This window comes from Flavobacteriales bacterium, from assembly GCA_020635795.1.
Classification (GTDB): domain Bacteria; phylum Bacteroidota; class Bacteroidia; order Flavobacteriales_E; family Vicingaceae; genus Vicingus.
Genome location: JACJZD010000005.1, coordinates 50,878 through 69,083, shown reverse-complemented (window position 1 = coordinate 69,083; position 18,206 = coordinate 50,878). Strand labels below are relative to the sequence as shown.

Here is an 18,206-nt window from a genome sequence, read left to right as displayed (position 1 = left end):
TTAATCATAAATTTACCTCACTTCTAATAAACACAATATAAAAACGAATGGGATTATTTAGCTTTTTAACTCAAGAAATAGCCATTGACCTTGGAACAGCCAACACGCTGATTATCCACAACGATAAAGTGGTGGTTGACGAACCTTCAATTGTTGCTAAAGACAGATTGACTGGAAAAATTATTGCAGTGGGTAAAAAAGCAATGCAAATGCACGGTAAAACACACGAAGATATTAAAACCATTCGTCCGCTAAAAGATGGTGTTATTGCTGATTTTGATGCAGCAGAACACATGATTAGAGGAATGATTAAAATGATTAATCCAAACAAACAATTGTTTACACCATCGTTAAAAATGGTTATTTGTATTCCATCGGGTATTACCGAAGTAGAAAAAAGAGCGGTAAAAGATTCGGCAGAGCACGCTGGAGGTAAAGAAGTGTATTTAATTCACGAACCAATGGCTGCTGCTATTGGTATTGGAATTGATGTTTTGGAGCCAATGGGAAATATGATTATTGATATCGGTGGTGGAACATCAGAAATTGCCGTAATTGCTTTAGGAGGTATTGTTTGTGACAAATCTATTCGAGTGGCAGGTGATGATTTTACTAACGATATTGTGGATTATATGCGTCGTCAACACAACCTTTTAATTGGTGAGCGTTCGGCAGAACAAATTAAAATTGAGTGTGGTTCAGCATTAACTGAACTTGAAAACCCGCCAGAAGATTATCCGGTTCAAGGTAGAGATTTAATGACGGGTACACCAAAAGAAATTACGGTTTCGTATAGCGAAATTGCTCATGCCTTAGACAAATCTATTGCCAAAATTGAAGAAGCAGTATTGAATGCCTTAGAAATGACTCCTCCAGAGTTGTCAGCCGATATTTATAAAACAGGCTTGTATTTAGCAGGTGGTGGCTCTATGTTAAGAGGTTTGGACAAACGTATTTCTATGAAAACAAAACTACCTGTACACATTGCTGAAGATCCATTGAGAGCTGTAGCTAGAGGAACAGGTATTGCATTAAAAAACATCAGCAAATTACCATTTTTGATTAAATAGTTAATCAAGCATTAATTTGATAGAATGAGGAACTTATTTCGGTTTTTAACAAAAAATTCATTTATTTTCCTGTTCCTGATTTTAGAGTTTTTTGCATTTTGGATGCTAATTGCCAATAACAATTATCAAAATTCCAAGTTTTTCAACTCATCTAATTTTTTGGTTGGCAATTTTTATGCTACCATTCATAATATCAACGATTATTTCCATTTAAAAGAAGTAAACAAAGAGTTGGCTGAGCAAAATGCAAAACTTCAGGCAAACAACATTTCGTCGTTTGTAAAAGTGTACGGTAGAATTTATGAGATAAACGATACTGCCTATCACCAAACTTACATGTATAGCGCTGCAAAAGTGGTAAACAATTCTACCAATAAACGACAAAATTATATCACCATCGACAAAGGAGGTTTAAATGGAATAAGTGCTGAAATGGGTGTTATTTCTGCTCAAGGGGTTGTGGGAATAGTTAAAAACGTGTCTAACAATTTTGGATCTGTAATGTCTATTTTACACGATAAAAATAAGCTGAGTGCTAAGATTAAAAAATCGGGGTATTATGGGTCGTTAGTTTGGGAAGGCAACAACTACAGAGAAGCTCAACTAAAAGATATTCCTAATCATGTTAAATTAACTGTTGGAGACACCGTTGTAACAACAGGGTATTCATCTATTTTTCCCGAAAACGTGTTAATTGGAACGGTACAAGAATTTGATTTACCAGAAGGCAATAACTTTTATAACATTATCATAAGGTTTGCTGTAGATTTTAAAAACTTGTCGCATGTTTATGTGGTAAGGTCGTTACAAAAAGAAGAAAAAGAAAAGTTAGAAACTGAAAGTCAACAAGAAATTGTAGAATGATAACTGATATTTTAAAATATTTAGCTATTTACTTGGCGTTAGTTCTTGCACAAGTGCTGATATTAAACAATATTGAGCTTGGAGGGTATATCAATCCTTACCTTTATGTATTTTTTATATTGGTATTGCCATTCGAAACTAACGAAAATTTGGTAATTGTTTTAGCTTTTTTATTGGGACTAACTATTGATATTTTTACGAGTACATTAGGAATTCATACCTCAGCAAGTGTATTTATGGCTTTTGGTAGAAAATACATTTTAAAATTAATACAGCCTCGAGGCGGGTATGAATTTGGAACTACACCAAGTTTGCAACACATGGGTATATCGTGGTATGCCACTTATGCTGTGTCGTTGGTGTTGCTCCACCATTTTTTTCTGTTTTACATCGAGTCGTTTAAGTTTTCGGCGTTTTTTACCACATTTGCACGAGTAATTTTAAGTACTGTTTTTACGTTAATACTTATTTTTATAGTTCAGTTGTTTAACTATAACCCGAATGCCCGCAAATGAATAATCTCTCCGACAGAAAAGAAGTAATAGGATTGATTTTCGTCATCGTTGGATTAATTTTTCTCATCAGATTATTCAACGTTCAAATCATAAACGACAAATATAAAATTGATTCCGACCAAAATGTATTACGCGAAGTAATTCAATATCCAGCTAGAGGGTTAATTTATGATAGAAATGGAATTTTATTGGTTTACAACGAAGCGGCTTACGATTTAATGGTAGTTCCAAAACAAGTAAAAGAAATGGACACCCTTGCTTTTTGCGATTTGTTGGGTATTACTATCGAAGATTTTAGAACTAAATTTTACAAAGCACGTGATTATTCGAGGTACAAATCCTCTGTATTTGAGAAAGAAATTTCTTCAAAAGAGTATGCAAAAATTCAAGAAAAATTGTTTGAATATCCTGGGTTTTATGCTCAAACCCGTACATTAAGAAAATATCCAAGAGAAAGTGCAGCCCACGTTTTAGGGTATATTGGAGAGGTAGATCAACAAATTATTGATAACGATTCTTACTATAAATCGGGCGATTACATTGGTAAAAGTGGGATAGAATTATCTTACGAATCGTTATTGAGAGGAAAAAGAGGAGTTAAACGAGTATTGGTTGATGTTCATAATCGTGAAAAAGGCAGTTACTTAGATGGCGAATTAGACACGATGGCTGTTACTGGCTCAACCATTTATTTGAGTATTGATGCTGTTATACAAGAGTATGGCGAAAGATTAATGCAAAACAAGCGAGGAAGTATTGTTGCTATTGAACCTTCAACTGGAGAAATTTTGGCACTAGTATCAGCCCCAGCTTATAACCCCAATTTATTGGTAGGTAGAGATGTTAAAAAGAACTATCCAGTATTGAGTAGTGATGAAGTCAAGCCATTGTTTAATAGGGCATTAATGGCATCATATCCTCCAGGCTCAACTTTTAAAACGGTTCAAGCATTAATTGGAATGCAAGATGGGGTAATTACAGAAAATTCTGGGTTTCCATGTATAAAAAGTAATGTGGGATGTCACGTTCATCCATCAGCAGGCAATGTTACGGAGTCTATTAAAATGTCGTGTAATCCTTATTATTTTAGTGTTTTCAGAAAAATTTTATTACAAGGAAAATCAACCTCCTTGTTTAAAGATAGTGAAATTGGACTAGCAAAATGGAGCAAACAAGTTAAAAAATTTGGGTTAGGTGAACGCTTAGAAACGGATTTACCATCAATAAAAAAAGGCTTTATTCCAGATGTGGCTTTTTACGACAAATGGTATGGAAAAGGTCGTTGGGCATTTAGCACCATTTATTCTTTGAGTATTGGACAAGGTGAAATAGGTGTTGTGCCTTTACAAATGGCAAATTTGTCTGCTATTTTATCCAATAGAGGATATTATTATACGCCTCATTTATTAAAACGAATTGAAAAAACAGACACCATCCCAAAAATATATAGAATTAAACATGATGTGGGTATTGATAAACCCTATTTTAACCCTGTAATTGAAGGAATGTTAAAAGTAGTTTATGAAGCAGGAGGAACTGCTCGACAAGCAAGAATAGACAGTATTGAAGTGTGTGGAAAAACTGGTACTGCTCAGAATCCGCACGGTGAAGACCACTCCATTTTTATTGCTTTTGCACCAAAAGATAATCCTAAAATTGCCATTGCTGTATATGTTGAAAACGCAGGCTTTGGAGGGACTTGGGCGGCACCTATTGCTAGTTTAATTATGGAAAAATATTTGAAAGGAAGCATTAAAGATACCATAAAAGAAAATAGAATACTTAATGCAAATTTGATGGAAGTTGTTCAAAAAAAGAATAAATTCAGCATCCATTAACAAGAACAATGAGAAACGAAAAAAACATATTTTCTAACGTTGACAAATTAACTGTTTTGTTTTACTTGTTGTTGGTTTTTATTGGTTGGATTAGTATTTATGCTGCGGTTTATAACGAAGAACACCACAGTATTTTTGATGTTTCGCAACGTTATGGTATGCAATTGATTTGGATTGGCGCCGCCTTTTTTATAGCATTAGTTATACTTCTTTTAGAAGGCACTTTTTTTACCACTTTTGCTTATCCCATTTTTATTATTGTGATGCTAACGCTTGTAGCTGTTTTACTTTTTGGAGCTGAAGTAAATGGTTCTAAATCGTGGTTTAAAATTGGGAGTTTCCAACTACAACCATCAGAGTTTGCAAAGTTTGCAACGGTTTTAGCGTTGTCTAAATACCTTTCTACTTTAAACATTAAGATGAAAGACATCAAAACAAAGGTGATAGCCATGTCTATTATTGCAATCCCTGCTGTATTGATTCTTTTACAAAACGACACAGGGTCGACATTGGTTTATGCAGCGTTTATTTTTGTATTGTATCGAGAAGGGTTGTCAGGTAACATCTTATTGTTTGGAGTTTTGGCCATTGTCATTTTTGTGTTAACACTAGTATTTGGTCCAATTAATATCATATTAACTGTTACGTTTTTTGCTATTGTTTTTTACACGCTTTTTAAATATGATATAAAAACAACACTAACATCGGTAATTTTCTATTTAACTGGGTTGTTTGCCTATTATTATTTTAGGTTAGATGAGGTTTTGATTTATTATGTTATAGGGTCTATATTGCTGTTTTTCTTATTGGTTTTGATGGTAAAAAAAGAAATGAGAGACAGAAGCACTCACTTTTTTGCTATTGTAATTTTTCTATTTACTTGTTTGTATATTTTTAGCATCGACTTTACCTTTAACAAGGTTTTACAAGAACATCAACGAACACGAATTACCGTGCTTTTAGGAGAGGAAGATAAGTTGATGGAGCAAATTGAAGAACTAAAATTAGAGCTGGAAGACGATAAAATAAGTAAGGAAGAAAAATCAGCAATTAAAGAGGATTTAAAAGTTAAAAAATCGAGTTTAAAAGACTTGCGTCAAGGAAATGGGTGGAACATTAAACAATCGTTAATAGCCATTGGTTCGGGGGGATTTACAGGAAAAGGATTTTTAGAAGGTACGCAAACCAAATACGATTTTGTACCTGAACAAAGCACCGATTTTATTTTCTGCACCATTGGTGAAGAGTGGGGGTTTTTTGGTTCGTTTGTATTGGTTTGTTTGTATGTTGGGTTGTTTCTCCGTATTATCTTTTTAGCTGAACGGCAACGGTCTATTTTCTCACGTATTTATGGTTATGCTGTTGCTTCCATTTTGTTTTTCCACTTTTTGGTAAACATTGGTATGGCCATAGGTTTGGCTCCTGTAATTGGTATTCCTTTACCATTTATAAGTTACGGAGGTTCTTCGTTGTGGTCGTTTACTATTCTACTTTTTATTTTTATAAAACTAGATGCAGAACGAATAAATGTGTTGAGGTAGTTTGTTCAGTCTTCAGTTAGCAGTTTCCAGTTTTCAATTGACATACAATTCCAAAAAAGTTGAGTTTTTGAAATATTCAATTCTAATAATTATGAAGGGTTTGTTGGGTGAAAATAATGTGAGGTAAATTACTGCACAATAATTTTTTTTGTGGCACTACTGCCATCATTAAAAAGCAATTGTAAAAAATAAACCCCCTTGTTCAGTTGATTGGTTTCGAAAATGATTTCATTTTCATTTTTAGAAATAATAGGTAGCCGTATTAAGCTTCCTAAAACATCATAAACTACCATTTTTTCAACCCCCATTCCTTTAACAGTTAATTTCTGATTATTAATAATCGGCGAAGGATAAATAGAAATAGAATTGTTTTTTAGTTCATTAATGCTTGTAGTTGAATTAATACAGATATAATCGTTTTTGGTTAAAGAAGCCATACAGCCAAAATTATTTATTACACTTAAAGTAACATCATAACAGGAATCAGGAGGAAATGGATAGGTTGTAATTGGGTTTACTACATTAGTAGTTGTTCCATTACCCAAGTCCCAATCCCATAGTGCAGCATCATTTGAAGATTGATCAAAGAATTGAACAGTATCTCCATTAGTATTGTAAATAAAATCAACAATTGGTTTAGGAAAGATCATAATGTAATCAACCCTAATAAGAGTATCTGTTACTATTCCATCACTTGCGATTAATATTATGGTGTAAAAACCTGATGAACTGTAAGCATGTGAAGGCATTTCCAAAATAGAAGTGTCTCCATCACCAAAATCCCAATGCCAACTTATTATGTTGGCAGGACTAAAAGGGGTAAAATTTATAATACATGGAGGCGTGGCTTCACAACATGTAGTAAAATTTGTTATGAAGTTAAGATATAACTGGCTTTTCCCAATTTGAAAACTTAACAGTAAAAAAAGTAAAATGGTAAATTTTGTTTTCATATAATTCCCTCCCTTAATAAATCATGAATATGAATAACTCCAGCAAAATTATTATCATCGTCAACTACCAACAATTGAGAAATGCTATGGTCTTCCATAAAATGTAAAGCCTCAATAGCCAAGCTATGTTGGTTAATGGTTTTTGGCGATGAGCTCATAATATCTTTTGCTGTTATCGTATTGATATCTAAGTCTTTTTCTAACATTCTTCGTAAATCCCCATCGGTAATAATTCCAATTAATTTAGCTTGTCCGACCACTGGCGGATTATTATCAACTACAGCAGCTACACCAAGTCTTTTTGAAGAAATTTCTACAATTACTTCTTTCAAGGTTTGGTTAGAACTTACCACAGGTTTTTCGTTTTGCGAAGAAATATCTTCTACACGCAAATACAATTTTTTACCTAAAGCACCTCCTGGGTGGTATTTTGCAAAATCTTTACTGGTAAAACCGCGTTGTTTTAATAAACATACCGCCAACGCATCGCCCATTGCCATTTGAGCAGTAGTGCTGCTGGTTGGTGCTAAATTATTAGGACAAGCCTCTGTTTCAACGTAAGTGTTCAACACAAAATCAGCTTGTTTTGCTAAAAAGGAGTCTACACCGCCAGTTATTGCAATCAATTTGTTGTCGAAACTTTTTACCAAAGGTGCCAACACTTTTATTTCTGGTGTACTTCCGCTTTTCGAAAGACAAATTACCACATCATCTTTTTGAATATTTCCTAAATCACCATGTATAGCATCGGCAGCATGCATAAAAATAGAAGGAGTACCAGTAGAATTAAGCGTTGCAACAATTTTTTGAGCAACAATTGCACTTTTTCCAATACCAGTTATCACCACTCTGCCCGTAGAATTTAAAATTAATTGTACTACACTCACAAAATCATCGTTAATGTATTGAGTAAGTTGCTCAATTGCTTGAGATTCAATTTTTAGCGCCTCAATGGCATATTTTTTTATTTCGTCAGCCGATGACATGTGTTTAAAGTATTTAAGAGCGAATTGGGCTAAAACTATTTAAAAAAAATCTTTTTTTAACAAAATTGTAAAAGATTATTGTCGTAACTTTAGTGTACAAATGTAATAAAATACCTAAACAACTAAATATAATGCAAACCACAACAGCTCCCCTAACGGACTATTTAAAAAAATATTTTGGATTTGATAAATTTAAAGGCGAACAAGAAGAAGTTATCAATCACCTACTAGAAGGAAAAGACACCTTTGTAATTATGCCAACTGGCGGGGGAAAATCCTTGTGTTACCAATTACCAGCATTAATGAGCGAAGGAACAGCGATAATTGTTTCTCCACTTATTGCTTTAATGAAAAACCAAGTAGATGCCATTCGTGGATTTTCTAACCAAGAAGGTGTTGCTCATTTTTACAACTCTTCGTTAACTAAAACAGAAGCCCGACAAGTTAAACAAGATGTAACCAATGGAGTTACTAAGCTGTTGTTTGTTGCTCCCGAATCGTTAACTAAAGACGAAAATGTAGAGTTTTTAAAAAGCATTAAAATTTCTTTTTTTGCTATTGACGAAGCTCACTGTATTTCGGAATGGGGGCACGATTTTAGACCTGAATATCGAAGATTAAGAACCATTATTGAATCTATAGATCGAGTGCCTATTATTGCACTAACAGCTACCGCAACACCAAAGGTACAAGAAGATATTCAAAAGAATTTAGGCATGTCGGATGCTAGAGTTTTTAAAGCATCGTTTAACCGACACAACTTAAAGTATGAGGTTCGTCCCAAGAAAGATGTAAAAAAAGAAATTATCCGATTTGTAAAACAACACGAAGGCAAGAGTGGTATAGTATATTGTTTGAGTAGAAAAAAAGTGGAAGAAATTGCAGAATTTCTTCAAGTAAATGGTATTAAGGCATTGCCTTACCATGCAGGGTTGGATTCAGCTTCTAGAGCCAAACATCAAGACATGTTTTTGATGGAAGATGCCGATGTAATTGTTGCTACCATTGCCTTTGGTATGGGTATCGATAAACCAGATGTTAGGTATGTAATACACCACGATATTCCTAAAAGTTTAGAAAGTTATTATCAAGAAACAGGTAGAGCTGGTCGTGATGGCGGGGAAGGTGTTTGTGTAGCTTTTTATAGTTACAAGGATATCGAAAAATTAGAAAAATTCTTACATGGAAAACCAGTTGCAGAGTTAGAAATAGGCTTACAATTAATTTTCGAAATGGTTTCTTATGCCGAAACAGCTGTTTGTAGAAGAAAACAATTGCTACATTATTTTGGCGAAAAATATATGGATTCGGATTGTTCGGACAAAGGAATGTGCGACAACTGTGCGAATCCGAAAGATAAATTTGAAGGTAAAGAAGATGTTTTGTTGTTGCTGAATGCTATTTTAGGGCTTAACGAAGTGTTTAAAGCGAAATACATTTCAAATTTTATTGCTGGAAATGGCACTTCAGAAATAAGGTCGTTTGGACACGATAAACACAAATTGTTTGGTAAAGGCGCTGGAGAAGAAAAAGATGATAAATATTGGGAAGCTGTTGTTCGTCAATGTATTATTGAAGGATTAATTATCAAAGAAATAGAAAATTACGGTGTATTAAAAGTTAGCCTTAAAGGAAAGGAATTTATTGCTAAACCTCAATCTTTTGAATTGGTTAAACCTCACGCATATGAAGATACAGATGATGGCGATATTATTGTGCCAAATAAAAGCGCAGGAGCGGCTGATGAACAACTGTTTTTGATATTAAAAGACTTGCGTAAATCAATTGCAAAACAAAAAGGATTTCCTCCATTTGTTATTTTCCAAGACCCTTCATTAGAAGATATGGCAACTCGTTATCCCATTACAATGGAAGAAATGACTGCTATAACTGGTGTTGGACAAGGAAAAGCCGAAAAATTTGGCGAAGAGTTTATTGAGGTTATTGCCAGATATGTTGAAGAAAATGAGATTGAGCGACCAATGGATATGGTGGTTAAATCGGTTGTCAATAAATCGGGTTTAAAAGTATATGTGGTGCAAAGTATTGATAGAAAAATGTCGTTAGAAGACATAGCTTCTTCAAAAGGCCTTGAAATGGAAGATTTGCTGAATGAGTTAGAAATGATTGTTCAATCTGGAACTAAATTAAACTTGGATTATTACATTAACGAGATGATTGATGAAGCGGATCAAGAAGAAGTATTCGATTACTTTATGGAAGCAGCATCAGACAGCTTAGATGAGGCAATGGACGAATTTGAAGATGCTTTTTCGGAAGAAGAAATGCGCTTGCTTCGTATCAAATTCCTTTCTAATGTAGCCAATTAATTTTTGCAATTTCTGATGGAAGAAAAAAAAGCTCTCCGAACAGAAATGCACAAAAAAAGAGCAAATATTGATTCTGCTCAAAAGCTACGATACGACCTTGAGATTTGTAAAAAGTTGGAACAGCTTATTTTGGAATCAAATGCTAAAGTGGTTCATGCTTATTTGCCTATGGGGAGGGAAATAGATATTTCTCCTTTAATAGCCTCGCTGTTGAAACAAAACATAACGGTTGTTACCCCAAAAACATTGAAAAATCGTAAACTCCAAAATTTGGTATTAAAATCATTAACCGAAGTTGAACAAGGTGTTTTTGGCACTACCCACCCCGCAAATTCAGTTGAATACAATGGTATTTTTGATGTTATTATAGTTCCTGGTTTAGCTTTTGACAGCAATAATTATAGATTGGGTTATGGAGGAGGGTATTATGATAATTTTTTAGTAAACCATCCAAAAGCCTTTAAAGTTGGAATTTTTTACCCTGTACAACAAGTAGACAAAGTACCTACCGAACCACATGATATTCAATTAGATAGAATAATTTGTTTGGATGAGATATAAAGTAGTCTTGTAAAGACTAAAAACCTTGAAATAATAGTTCCCTTTTATCATTCCTGCGTAGGTAGGAAACTAGTGGTTTAAAAAATTAGATTCCTGATATTCGCTATCGCTACTTCAGGAATATGAAATTATTTAGCCTTTCTCAATGTCTCAATGGCTTCAAACGTACTTTTAAGCTCATTTAACGATGATGAATTTTTTGAAGAACTTCCACCCTCACAAACAATCAAAAAACACTCTATTTCGTTGAAATATCCTGCTGAGTACAATTGATTATGTTCTTTAACAGGCAAAAAATTATTTTGTTGGTAAAGTGTAGTGGTTTGAGGTAAAAACGATTTCACTTTTTCAAGTGGAATATTCAAGAACATTTTTGGCTTAGAGCAGAAAATCAATTTACTGGTATTATCCGTTATGTATTCTCCCTTTGGAGTATTAATGGTCAACTCATCTTTAGCTTCTGTCCATGAGTAATCGGTGGAGAATTCAATACTTCCAATAACTCCGTTAGCATGTTCAACTTGTGCTAAATAAACAATTGTTCCTTTACCTTTTATTGTTTTAACATGGTTGATTTTTCCTTCTCCAAACAAATAAAATAGAGCATCTAAAGGGTGAATAAATAAATCCAACAGTTCATCGCCTTCTGGGTAACCTCCAGTTTTATATTTTAGTGTATAATAATTGGCTTCTTTAACCTTGTTTTTAAGTATGTTGTACACTGGCGAATACCTACGTTGTAATCCAGTTAAAGCAAACGCTGATGATTTTTTTTCTATTGAAATAAGCTCACTTAGCTCGTTTGATGATTTGCAAGGAGGTTTTTCTATAAACAAGTTTTTGTTAGCGGCTAAAATTTTCTTGGCTAAATCAAAATGTGCAGAAGGGTTTGCAGAAACAAAAACACCTTTAATTTCAGGGTCATTTAACACATCATTAAGGTTTTTGGTTGCAACTACATGCTCAAAATTGTTTTTAATTAGCTCAAGTGTATCGTCACTTTTAGCAACAATATATTTTAAGTCAACTTTTAGGTAGTTTAAAACTGGATAGAGATTGTTTAGCGAATGGTTACCAATACCAACAAAAGCATATCTGCCTTTGAATTTCTTCTCCAGCATTCCTTTTTTTCTGATTTTTTTGTATCGCTCGATTAATCCATTCATAACTTAGTTGTCTCAATATTACAGCTTCCAACTTCGGTCATCCGACATCCAACTTCTACACAAATCTAACGTAAATATCACCGTAAGATGTGTCGATAAAGTCTTGTGATTGAACATATTGTTCCATTTCTTCACCGTTTTTCCAAGTTGGCAAATGAAATTCCATGGTTTCGCCATGTGATAAATTGCATTCTATTTCACCCAATTTATTTAAGTGTTGAATGCATTTTAATACCACCTCTTTGTTTTCTGGAACTATGTATTCTAACGACATAGAGCCTACTTTTTGAGAAAGTCCCTTTAACACATCGTATTCATAGCCTTCTACATCAATTTTACAAAATTCAGGCAAACCATATTCTGCAATTAACTTGTCTAATGTTGTCATTTCAATGTCAATGGTTTTATCCCAATTAGCACCTTTAAAACGGTCTTCCTGCATCATGTCGACATGATTTTTTGAAAACGACGAGATTAATGAAACATCAGAAACATACAATTTTTCGGTGCTTTCTTTTTCGCCTAGTCCTTTTTTAATCAATGGTAAATTTGGAAAACGTTTTTCTAAAGCTTGGTAACAATCCTTTTGAGGTTCAACCATCACTACTTTTGCACCAAGCTCTAAAAACAATGCTGTTCTATTTCCAACGTTTGCTCCCACATCAAAAACTAAACTATCTTTTTTTATAAACTGTTCGTAAAGTTTTTTCTGCTTTGGTTTTTGTAACGCTGTAACAATTTTGTTTTCTAACTTAATGGAAAAAGAATATAAACCTAACCCTCGTATTATTGACCTTAGAAGTTTTCTCATTATATTCCTGAAGTTAGAATTAAACTGTTAATTTCAATAAAACGTGCCTCCATTTCTTTTGCCAAACCAGATTCTTTGTAACGCTCGTTAGTCATTAAAATTAACTGTTGTAAAATGTATTTGTCACGGTCAATTTCTGATTGTAACGACTTTCTTTTTTCGCCTTTTATGGTTGTATAAAAACGTAATTCTTCATCATAATTGTTAACTAAAACACGAACAATATCATTACCCTTTTCGTACTCTTTTAGTTTGTAATACGATTCAGCAATAGCCATCATAAAATAGTTGTATTCAATACTTTCTTTTGGCATTACTTCAACACATCTATCCAACACTTCCTTAGCTTTATCGTTTTTACCTACACGAATAAATTCTTCAGCCAATCTTGAGAAGTTGTTTCGGAAATTCATACACATTCTACGGTTGTTTTCATCCATGTAAATGTTTTTGTCTTCCATTCCTCCCCAAACAAACTTGTTCATTAAATTTTCATACATCACATCGGTATTCACTTCGCCAGTTTGTCCATCAAAACTTTGTGCTTTGAAAGGAACTAAACGGTAAGCCAATCCTTCTAATTGGAAATATGGGGTTAAACCAATGTATGCTTCGTTACCTGTTGTGATGGCAAAATATACAGGTCTTTTCCAGTCGTTGGCAGCAAGAATATCTAAGATAATTAAATCATTTTTCATGATGTAATTTTTCTCGATAGTCCAATCCAACTTATCTAAAACTCTATCAGCTCTATCGGCAGACACAGTTCCGTTTGCCATTACGGTAGCTTTATCAACTTTTAAGCTAAAATTTTTGGTTGGGAAATAATCCACTTGTTTTCCTGAGCCAACTGTTACTTTCGATTTTGGACTATCATCTAGCACAAAATCAATAGCCTCATCTACATCAATAAAACCTTCAATTCCTCTATCATAAATCGGTAAATAATCGTTAGTCCCTTGACGGATTTTATAGTCAGGTAGTTTTTGCGGAATACCATCAGCATCCCAAGCTTTTCTTCTCATTTGCTCGATGTACCAATCGGTATTTAGCAAACTTAAATTAACAACTCTCACATCGGTTCTATAACCCTCAACTTCTTGAACATACCAAAGAGGGAAGGTATCGTTATCGCCATTGGTAAATAAAATTGCATTTGGTGCACACGAGTTTAAGTAGTTTTTTGCAAAATCTCTTGCAGTATATCTTCCATGACGATTGTGATCGTCCCAATTTTGTGAACCCATTAATACTGGTGCAGCCAGTAAAGAAGCCATTGTAACTACTGCAGCACTCATTACTTGAGGCATTTTTTTACTCAACATTTCATAAATGGCATATACTCCAACAGCTATCCAAATGGCAAACACATAGAATGAACCTACGTACGCGTAATCTCTTTCACGAGGTTGTAATGGAGGAGGGTTGGTATAAAAGTTAATTGCCATACCAGTAAAGAAAAACAATAAACCAAGCACTAGCCAATCTTTAGGATCTTTCATAAATTGGTAAACCAAGCCTATAACGCCTAAAATAAGTGGTAAGAAGAAATATACATTTCTACCAGGATTGTTTTTTGCTGATGTTGGTATTTTACTTTGGTCTCCTAAACGAGCTGAATCAATAAAATCGATACCACTTAACCAACTTCCATTAATAAACTCGCCTTGACTTTGAATATCGTTTTGACGACCAACAAAGTTCCACATGAAATATCGCCAATACAGGTGACCCCATTGGTAGTTGAATAAGAATGCCAAGTTTTCGCCAAAAGTTGGTACTTGAATGGTTTCCCCATTACCAGCTTTAACTCTTTTACCCTTATAATTACTCCAAGTTTTGTACGCTTCTACATGGTGTCCTTGAGAACTCCACATACGAGGCATAAAACCAGAAGTGTTACTGTCATAATTTGGTTCATTTTTTTCACCTTTATTGGTGATTTCGTATTTGTGCGTTTCTTTATTTTGATAATATACAGGTTTTCCAGCTTTATAAGGCTCACGAGCATCTAAAGGGGTATTAAAAAACTGACCTGATAAAAATGGAGCTGAACCATATTGCTCACGAGCTAAATACGACATTAAACTAAATGCGTTTTCAGGATTGTTCTCATCCATAGGTGGATTTGCAGCTGAACGCAGCATGATTACTGCGTAAGTTGAATATCCGATAAGAATTACAGTAAAACAAAGAATAATGGTATTCCAAACAACTTTGCCTTTCTTTTGAGTAATGTATAGTGCATAACTCACTACCGCAGTTAAAAGAACAAAATAGAAGATTAAACCAGAGTGAAATGGAAGTCCAAAAGAGTTAACAAATAGAATTTCGAACATGGAACCAATTTTATAAGTTCCAGGTATAATTCCAAATTGAACAACTCCTAAAATTAATACAGAATAACCCATTGCAATAAAAAAGCTTTTGATTGAAAGCTCTTTGTTTTTGAAATAAAACAAAAACACCATTGCAGGTATTGCCAATAAATTTAAAAGATGGACCCCAATAGATAATCCCATTAAATAGGCAATAAGCACCATCCAACGAGTACTGTGGCTTTCGCCAGAAACAGCATCCCATTTTAGAATAGCCCAAAATACCACCGCAGTGAACAATGAAGACATGGCATAAACTTCACCTTCAACAGCCGAGAACCAAAATGAATCGGAAAAAGTATAAGCTAAAGAACCAACTAACGCAGATCCTAAAATAGCCATCGTTTTACCTTGTGTTAATTCTCCTGATTTTAATGCCAATTTTTTAACAATTGCGGTAATGGTCCAAAACAAAAACAAAATGGTAAACGAACTACTTAATGCCGACAGACTGTTGATTGCCAAGGCAGCATTTTCTGCAGAGGTGAACATTGCAAAAAAACGACCAATTAACATAAATAATGGTGCCCCAGGTGGGTGACCAACTTCTAATCTATATGCGGTTGCAATAAACTCACCACAATCCCAAAAACTGGTTGTCGATTCCATGGTTGATAAATACACCACAGAGGCGATAGCCCATACCAGCCATCCTAAAATATTATTCCATTTTTTATAATCCATCATAATGTTGATTTTATAGGTAGCGAATTTATGAAATTCTGAACGATAAATTGTTAACGGATGTTAATCTATGTTAAAAAATGTAGGAAGGGAGCCTCCCCAACCCCTCCGAAGGAGGGGCTTTTTATAAGAGCGAAAACCGATAATGGAAAGTTGGGCGGACTTTCTCTCTTGAGGTTTAATTAAAAGACTAGATTTTGAGGTCTGAAATTACTTCTGACTTCGGACATCTGACTTCGGACTTAAAATTTTATAAAATTGTTGTGCAGAAAAAATATTTTATTACTTTTGCCCTCCAATTGTCCGATGGTGTAACTGGCAACACGTCTGGTTTTGGTCCAGAAGAGTCTAGGTTCGAGCCCTAGTCGGACAACAAAAAGCCTCCTAGTTTTAGGAGGCTTTTTTGTTAATTACCAAATACTTTCTTTAGTAAATCTGTTACACGAGCAGAAGGATTGTCGCGAATTTGAAGTTCTTCTTTAGCTACTTGAATAAATAAACCGTTTATTGCTTTTTCAGTTACATATGCTTCCAAATCGGGATTTACTTTATCTACAAAAGGAATTTTATTGTAAGTATTAAAAACAGTTTCCCAATGTTTAGTAGCTCCAACCTTATCTAACGAAACTTTTATTATTGGTTGAAATTTTTCTGTTAAAGCTGAGCTGGTTGATTTTTTTAAATACTCGGTTGCGGCATTTTTTTCACCTTTTAATATGGCCATGGCATCAGTAATGGTCATGTTTTTAATGGCTTCAACAAATAATTTTTTAGCTAAAATGGCTGCATCTTCAGCTGCTCGGTTCATCGACAAAATGGCTTCATCCACTTTTTCTCCTTGACCCATTTTTCTCAATTTGTCTTCTACATTTTGAGCTTGTTCGGGCATAGGAATTTTAATTTCGGCATCTTTAAAATAGCCATCGGGTTTTGATAATTGGTTTACCCCTTTTTCTACGCCTTTATTTAAAGCTTCTTTTAGTCCTTTACCAATTTCTTCTTGCGACAAGGCATTAGATTTTGGTGTTAAACTTTTTGGCGCATTTTTTTTAACCTTATCCCAAATTTGGGCGTTTGAAGTAATTGATAGCATTGAAAAAGCCAATACGGCTAAAGTGATGTGTTTTTTCATGACAACTTGTTTTTAAATGATACTTACTCGTACTTTTTTTGTTTTTAATTTGGTGTTATCAATCAATTGTACCAATTGATTTACTTTATTTTTATTGATGGCTACAAAAGCGCAATCTTGTTTAATTTCTATAATTCCAACATCATCTTTACTCAATTGTCCTTGTTTAAAACAAAGCCCAGCAATATCTCCTTTCGAAATTTTATCTTTTCTTCCTCCCGATATAAAAATCGTTATCCATTTTGAAGGCGTAGGTTTTTTGGTTGGGTTTATTTCTTCAACCTCAGCATCTGAAATGAAGTCGGGCAACAGTTCGTTTTTCCATTTCAAAATATAAGCAACCCCATCACTATTCATTCGTGCTGTACGACCGTTTCTATGAACAAACTCTTCTTTTCTATGTGGTAATTCAAAGTGAAGAATAAATTTTAGTTCTGGAATATCTAATCCTCGCGCTGCCAAATCGGTTGCAATTAGCAATTGATGTGTTCCGTTTCTAAACTTCATTAATGCTCGTTCTCTGTCTATTTGTTCCATACCGCCATAAAAAACACCAAAACTGATGTTGTTTGCTGTTAAAAAATCACTCACGACTTGAATGGTATCTTTAAAGTTACAGAAAATAATTCCTGGCTCATTTCCAATGTGACAAAGGGTATCTAAAAGCGTGCCTAATTTATCTTTGGAAGGAGAAACAACCACTTTTTGTTTTAATAAGGTGGTTCCCTCTTGCAAGTAATTGATGTAAACAGGATTTCGAAGTCCGACAAAAATAGGAATAGACGCCTTTTGAGTTGCAGAGGTTAAAATTCTATTTTTTACATTGGGTAACCCCAACAAAATTTCTTGCATTTCTTTTTCAAAACCTATTTCAAGCGATTTATCAAACTCATCTAACACAATGGTTTTAATGTGTTCGGTAGAAAAACTATCCCTATAAATACGGTCGGCAACTCTACCTGGCGTACCAATTAATATAGCAGGGCGATGTTTTAAATCTATTTTATCTTTTGAACCAGCTCTTCCACCATAAACGGCATTTACTTTAAATCCTGTTCCCATTTCTCGAACTACTTGTTCAATTTGCATGGCAAGTTCTCGGGTTGGAACCAATATTAATACTTGAATTTCGGTACAATTGGTATCTAAATCGTTAATGATAGGAAGTAAAAAAGCCAAGGTTTTACCTGAACCTGTTGGCGATAATACCACCACATCGGTAGCCGAAGGTATAATTGATAAAGCCTCCTCTTGCATTGGGTTTAGCTTTTCAATGTTTAATTTTTTAAGAATATGTTCCTGTGTTTTTATAGTCTGCGACATGTTGCAAATGTACTCTAAAATTAATTTGATAAGGGGATAATTGTATCTTTGAAC

General features: G+C 34.1%; 14 protein-coding genes and 1 tRNA gene. 8 read left to right on the top strand and 7 right to left on the bottom strand.

Annotation, left to right across the window (positions count from 1 at the left end):
- Positions 1-47 precede the first annotated feature (47 nt).
- From H6589_11430 to rodA, 5 genes are read left to right on the top strand one after another with little or no spacing between them, the layout of a single operon-like run.
- Positions 48-1,070, top strand: a complete 1,023-nt coding sequence (locus tag H6589_11430) for a rod shape-determining protein (protein MCB9175209.1) — start codon at positions 48-50, stop codon at positions 1,068-1,070.
- Between the two features lie 24 nt (positions 1,071-1,094).
- Positions 1,095-1,934, top strand: coding sequence for a rod shape-determining protein MreC (gene mreC, locus H6589_11425; GenBank protein MCB9175208.1), 840 nt, complete (start codon positions 1,095-1,097; stop codon positions 1,932-1,934).
- Positions 1,931-2,449 (top strand): rod shape-determining protein MreD, encoded by a 519-nt coding sequence (locus H6589_11420; GenBank protein ID MCB9175207.1) that lies wholly within the window; start codon positions 1,931-1,933, stop codon positions 2,447-2,449. The genes mreC and H6589_11420 overlap by 4 nt, the downstream gene beginning before the upstream one ends.
- Positions 2,446-4,287: a penicillin-binding protein 2 gene (mrdA, locus tag H6589_11415; GenBank protein MCB9175206.1), complete on the top strand. Its 1,842-nt coding sequence runs from the start codon at positions 2,446-2,448 to the stop codon at positions 4,285-4,287. The genes H6589_11420 and mrdA overlap by 4 nt, the downstream gene beginning before the upstream one ends.
- An 8-nt stretch (positions 4,288-4,295) precedes the next feature.
- Positions 4,296-5,828, top strand: a complete 1,533-nt coding sequence (rodA, locus tag H6589_11410) for a rod shape-determining protein RodA (GenBank protein MCB9175205.1) — start codon at positions 4,296-4,298, stop codon at positions 5,826-5,828.
- 128 nt (positions 5,829-5,956) lie between these two features.
- Here the strand turns inward: rodA and H6589_11405 are convergent, their stop codons facing one another.
- Together H6589_11405 and H6589_11400 are read right to left on the bottom strand one after the other, a co-directional pair.
- Complete coding sequence (locus H6589_11405; GenBank protein ID MCB9175204.1) at positions 5,957-6,781, bottom strand: PKD domain-containing protein; 825 nt, start codon at positions 6,779-6,781, stop codon at positions 5,957-5,959.
- Complete coding sequence (locus tag H6589_11400; GenBank protein ID MCB9175203.1) at positions 6,778-7,767, bottom strand: KpsF/GutQ family sugar-phosphate isomerase; 990 nt, start codon at positions 7,765-7,767, stop codon at positions 6,778-6,780. Before H6589_11400 ends, H6589_11405 begins: the two co-directional genes overlap by 4 nt.
- A 131-nt stretch (positions 7,768-7,898) precedes the next feature.
- Between H6589_11400 and recQ the strand changes: the two genes are divergently transcribed.
- A complete protein-coding gene (gene recQ / locus H6589_11395; GenBank protein MCB9175202.1) occupies positions 7,899-10,097 on the top strand; it encodes a DNA helicase RecQ in 2,199 nt (732 codons plus the stop codon).
- A 15-nt stretch (positions 10,098-10,112) separates the two neighbouring features.
- On the top strand, positions 10,113-10,658 hold the full coding sequence (locus tag H6589_11390) for a 5-formyltetrahydrofolate cyclo-ligase (GenBank protein MCB9175201.1): 546 nt from the start codon (positions 10,113-10,115) through the stop codon (positions 10,656-10,658).
- Positions 10,659-10,786: 128 nt separating this feature from the next.
- Here H6589_11390 and H6589_11385 read toward each other — a convergent pair whose 3' ends face one another.
- Genes H6589_11385 through H6589_11375 form a run of 3 tightly spaced genes read right to left on the bottom strand, consistent with a single transcriptional unit; the run spans position 10,787 to position 15,700 of the window.
- The gene (locus H6589_11385) at positions 10,787-11,824 is read right to left on the bottom strand and encodes a Gfo/Idh/MocA family oxidoreductase (protein ID MCB9175200.1); all 1,038 of its coding nucleotides are present in this window, start codon (positions 11,822-11,824) and stop codon (positions 10,787-10,789) included.
- Positions 11,825-11,879: 55 nt separating this feature from the next.
- Positions 11,880-12,635 (bottom strand): FkbM family methyltransferase, encoded by a 756-nt coding sequence (locus tag H6589_11380; protein MCB9175199.1) that lies wholly within the window; start codon positions 12,633-12,635, stop codon positions 11,880-11,882.
- The gene (locus tag H6589_11375) at positions 12,635-15,700 is read right to left on the bottom strand and encodes a DUF2723 domain-containing protein (GenBank protein ID MCB9175198.1); all 3,066 of its coding nucleotides are present in this window, start codon (positions 15,698-15,700) and stop codon (positions 12,635-12,637) included. The genes H6589_11380 and H6589_11375 overlap by 1 nt, the downstream gene beginning before the upstream one ends.
- Before the next feature lie 297 nt (positions 15,701-15,997).
- On the opposite strand from H6589_11375, the gene H6589_11370 reads away from it, so the two are divergent.
- Positions 15,998-16,070: transfer RNA gene (locus tag H6589_11370), tRNA-Gln, on the top strand.
- 33 nt (positions 16,071-16,103) lie between these two features.
- Here the strand turns inward: H6589_11370 and H6589_11365 are convergent.
- Together H6589_11365 and H6589_11360 are read right to left on the bottom strand one after the other, a co-directional pair.
- On the bottom strand, positions 16,104-16,829 hold the full coding sequence (locus tag H6589_11365) for a DUF4197 domain-containing protein (protein MCB9175197.1): 726 nt from the start codon (positions 16,827-16,829) through the stop codon (positions 16,104-16,106).
- Between the two features lie 12 nt (positions 16,830-16,841).
- Positions 16,842-18,152: a DEAD/DEAH box helicase gene (locus H6589_11360; protein ID MCB9175196.1), complete on the bottom strand. Its 1,311-nt coding sequence runs from the start codon at positions 18,150-18,152 to the stop codon at positions 16,842-16,844.
- Positions 18,153-18,206 lie beyond the last annotated feature (54 nt).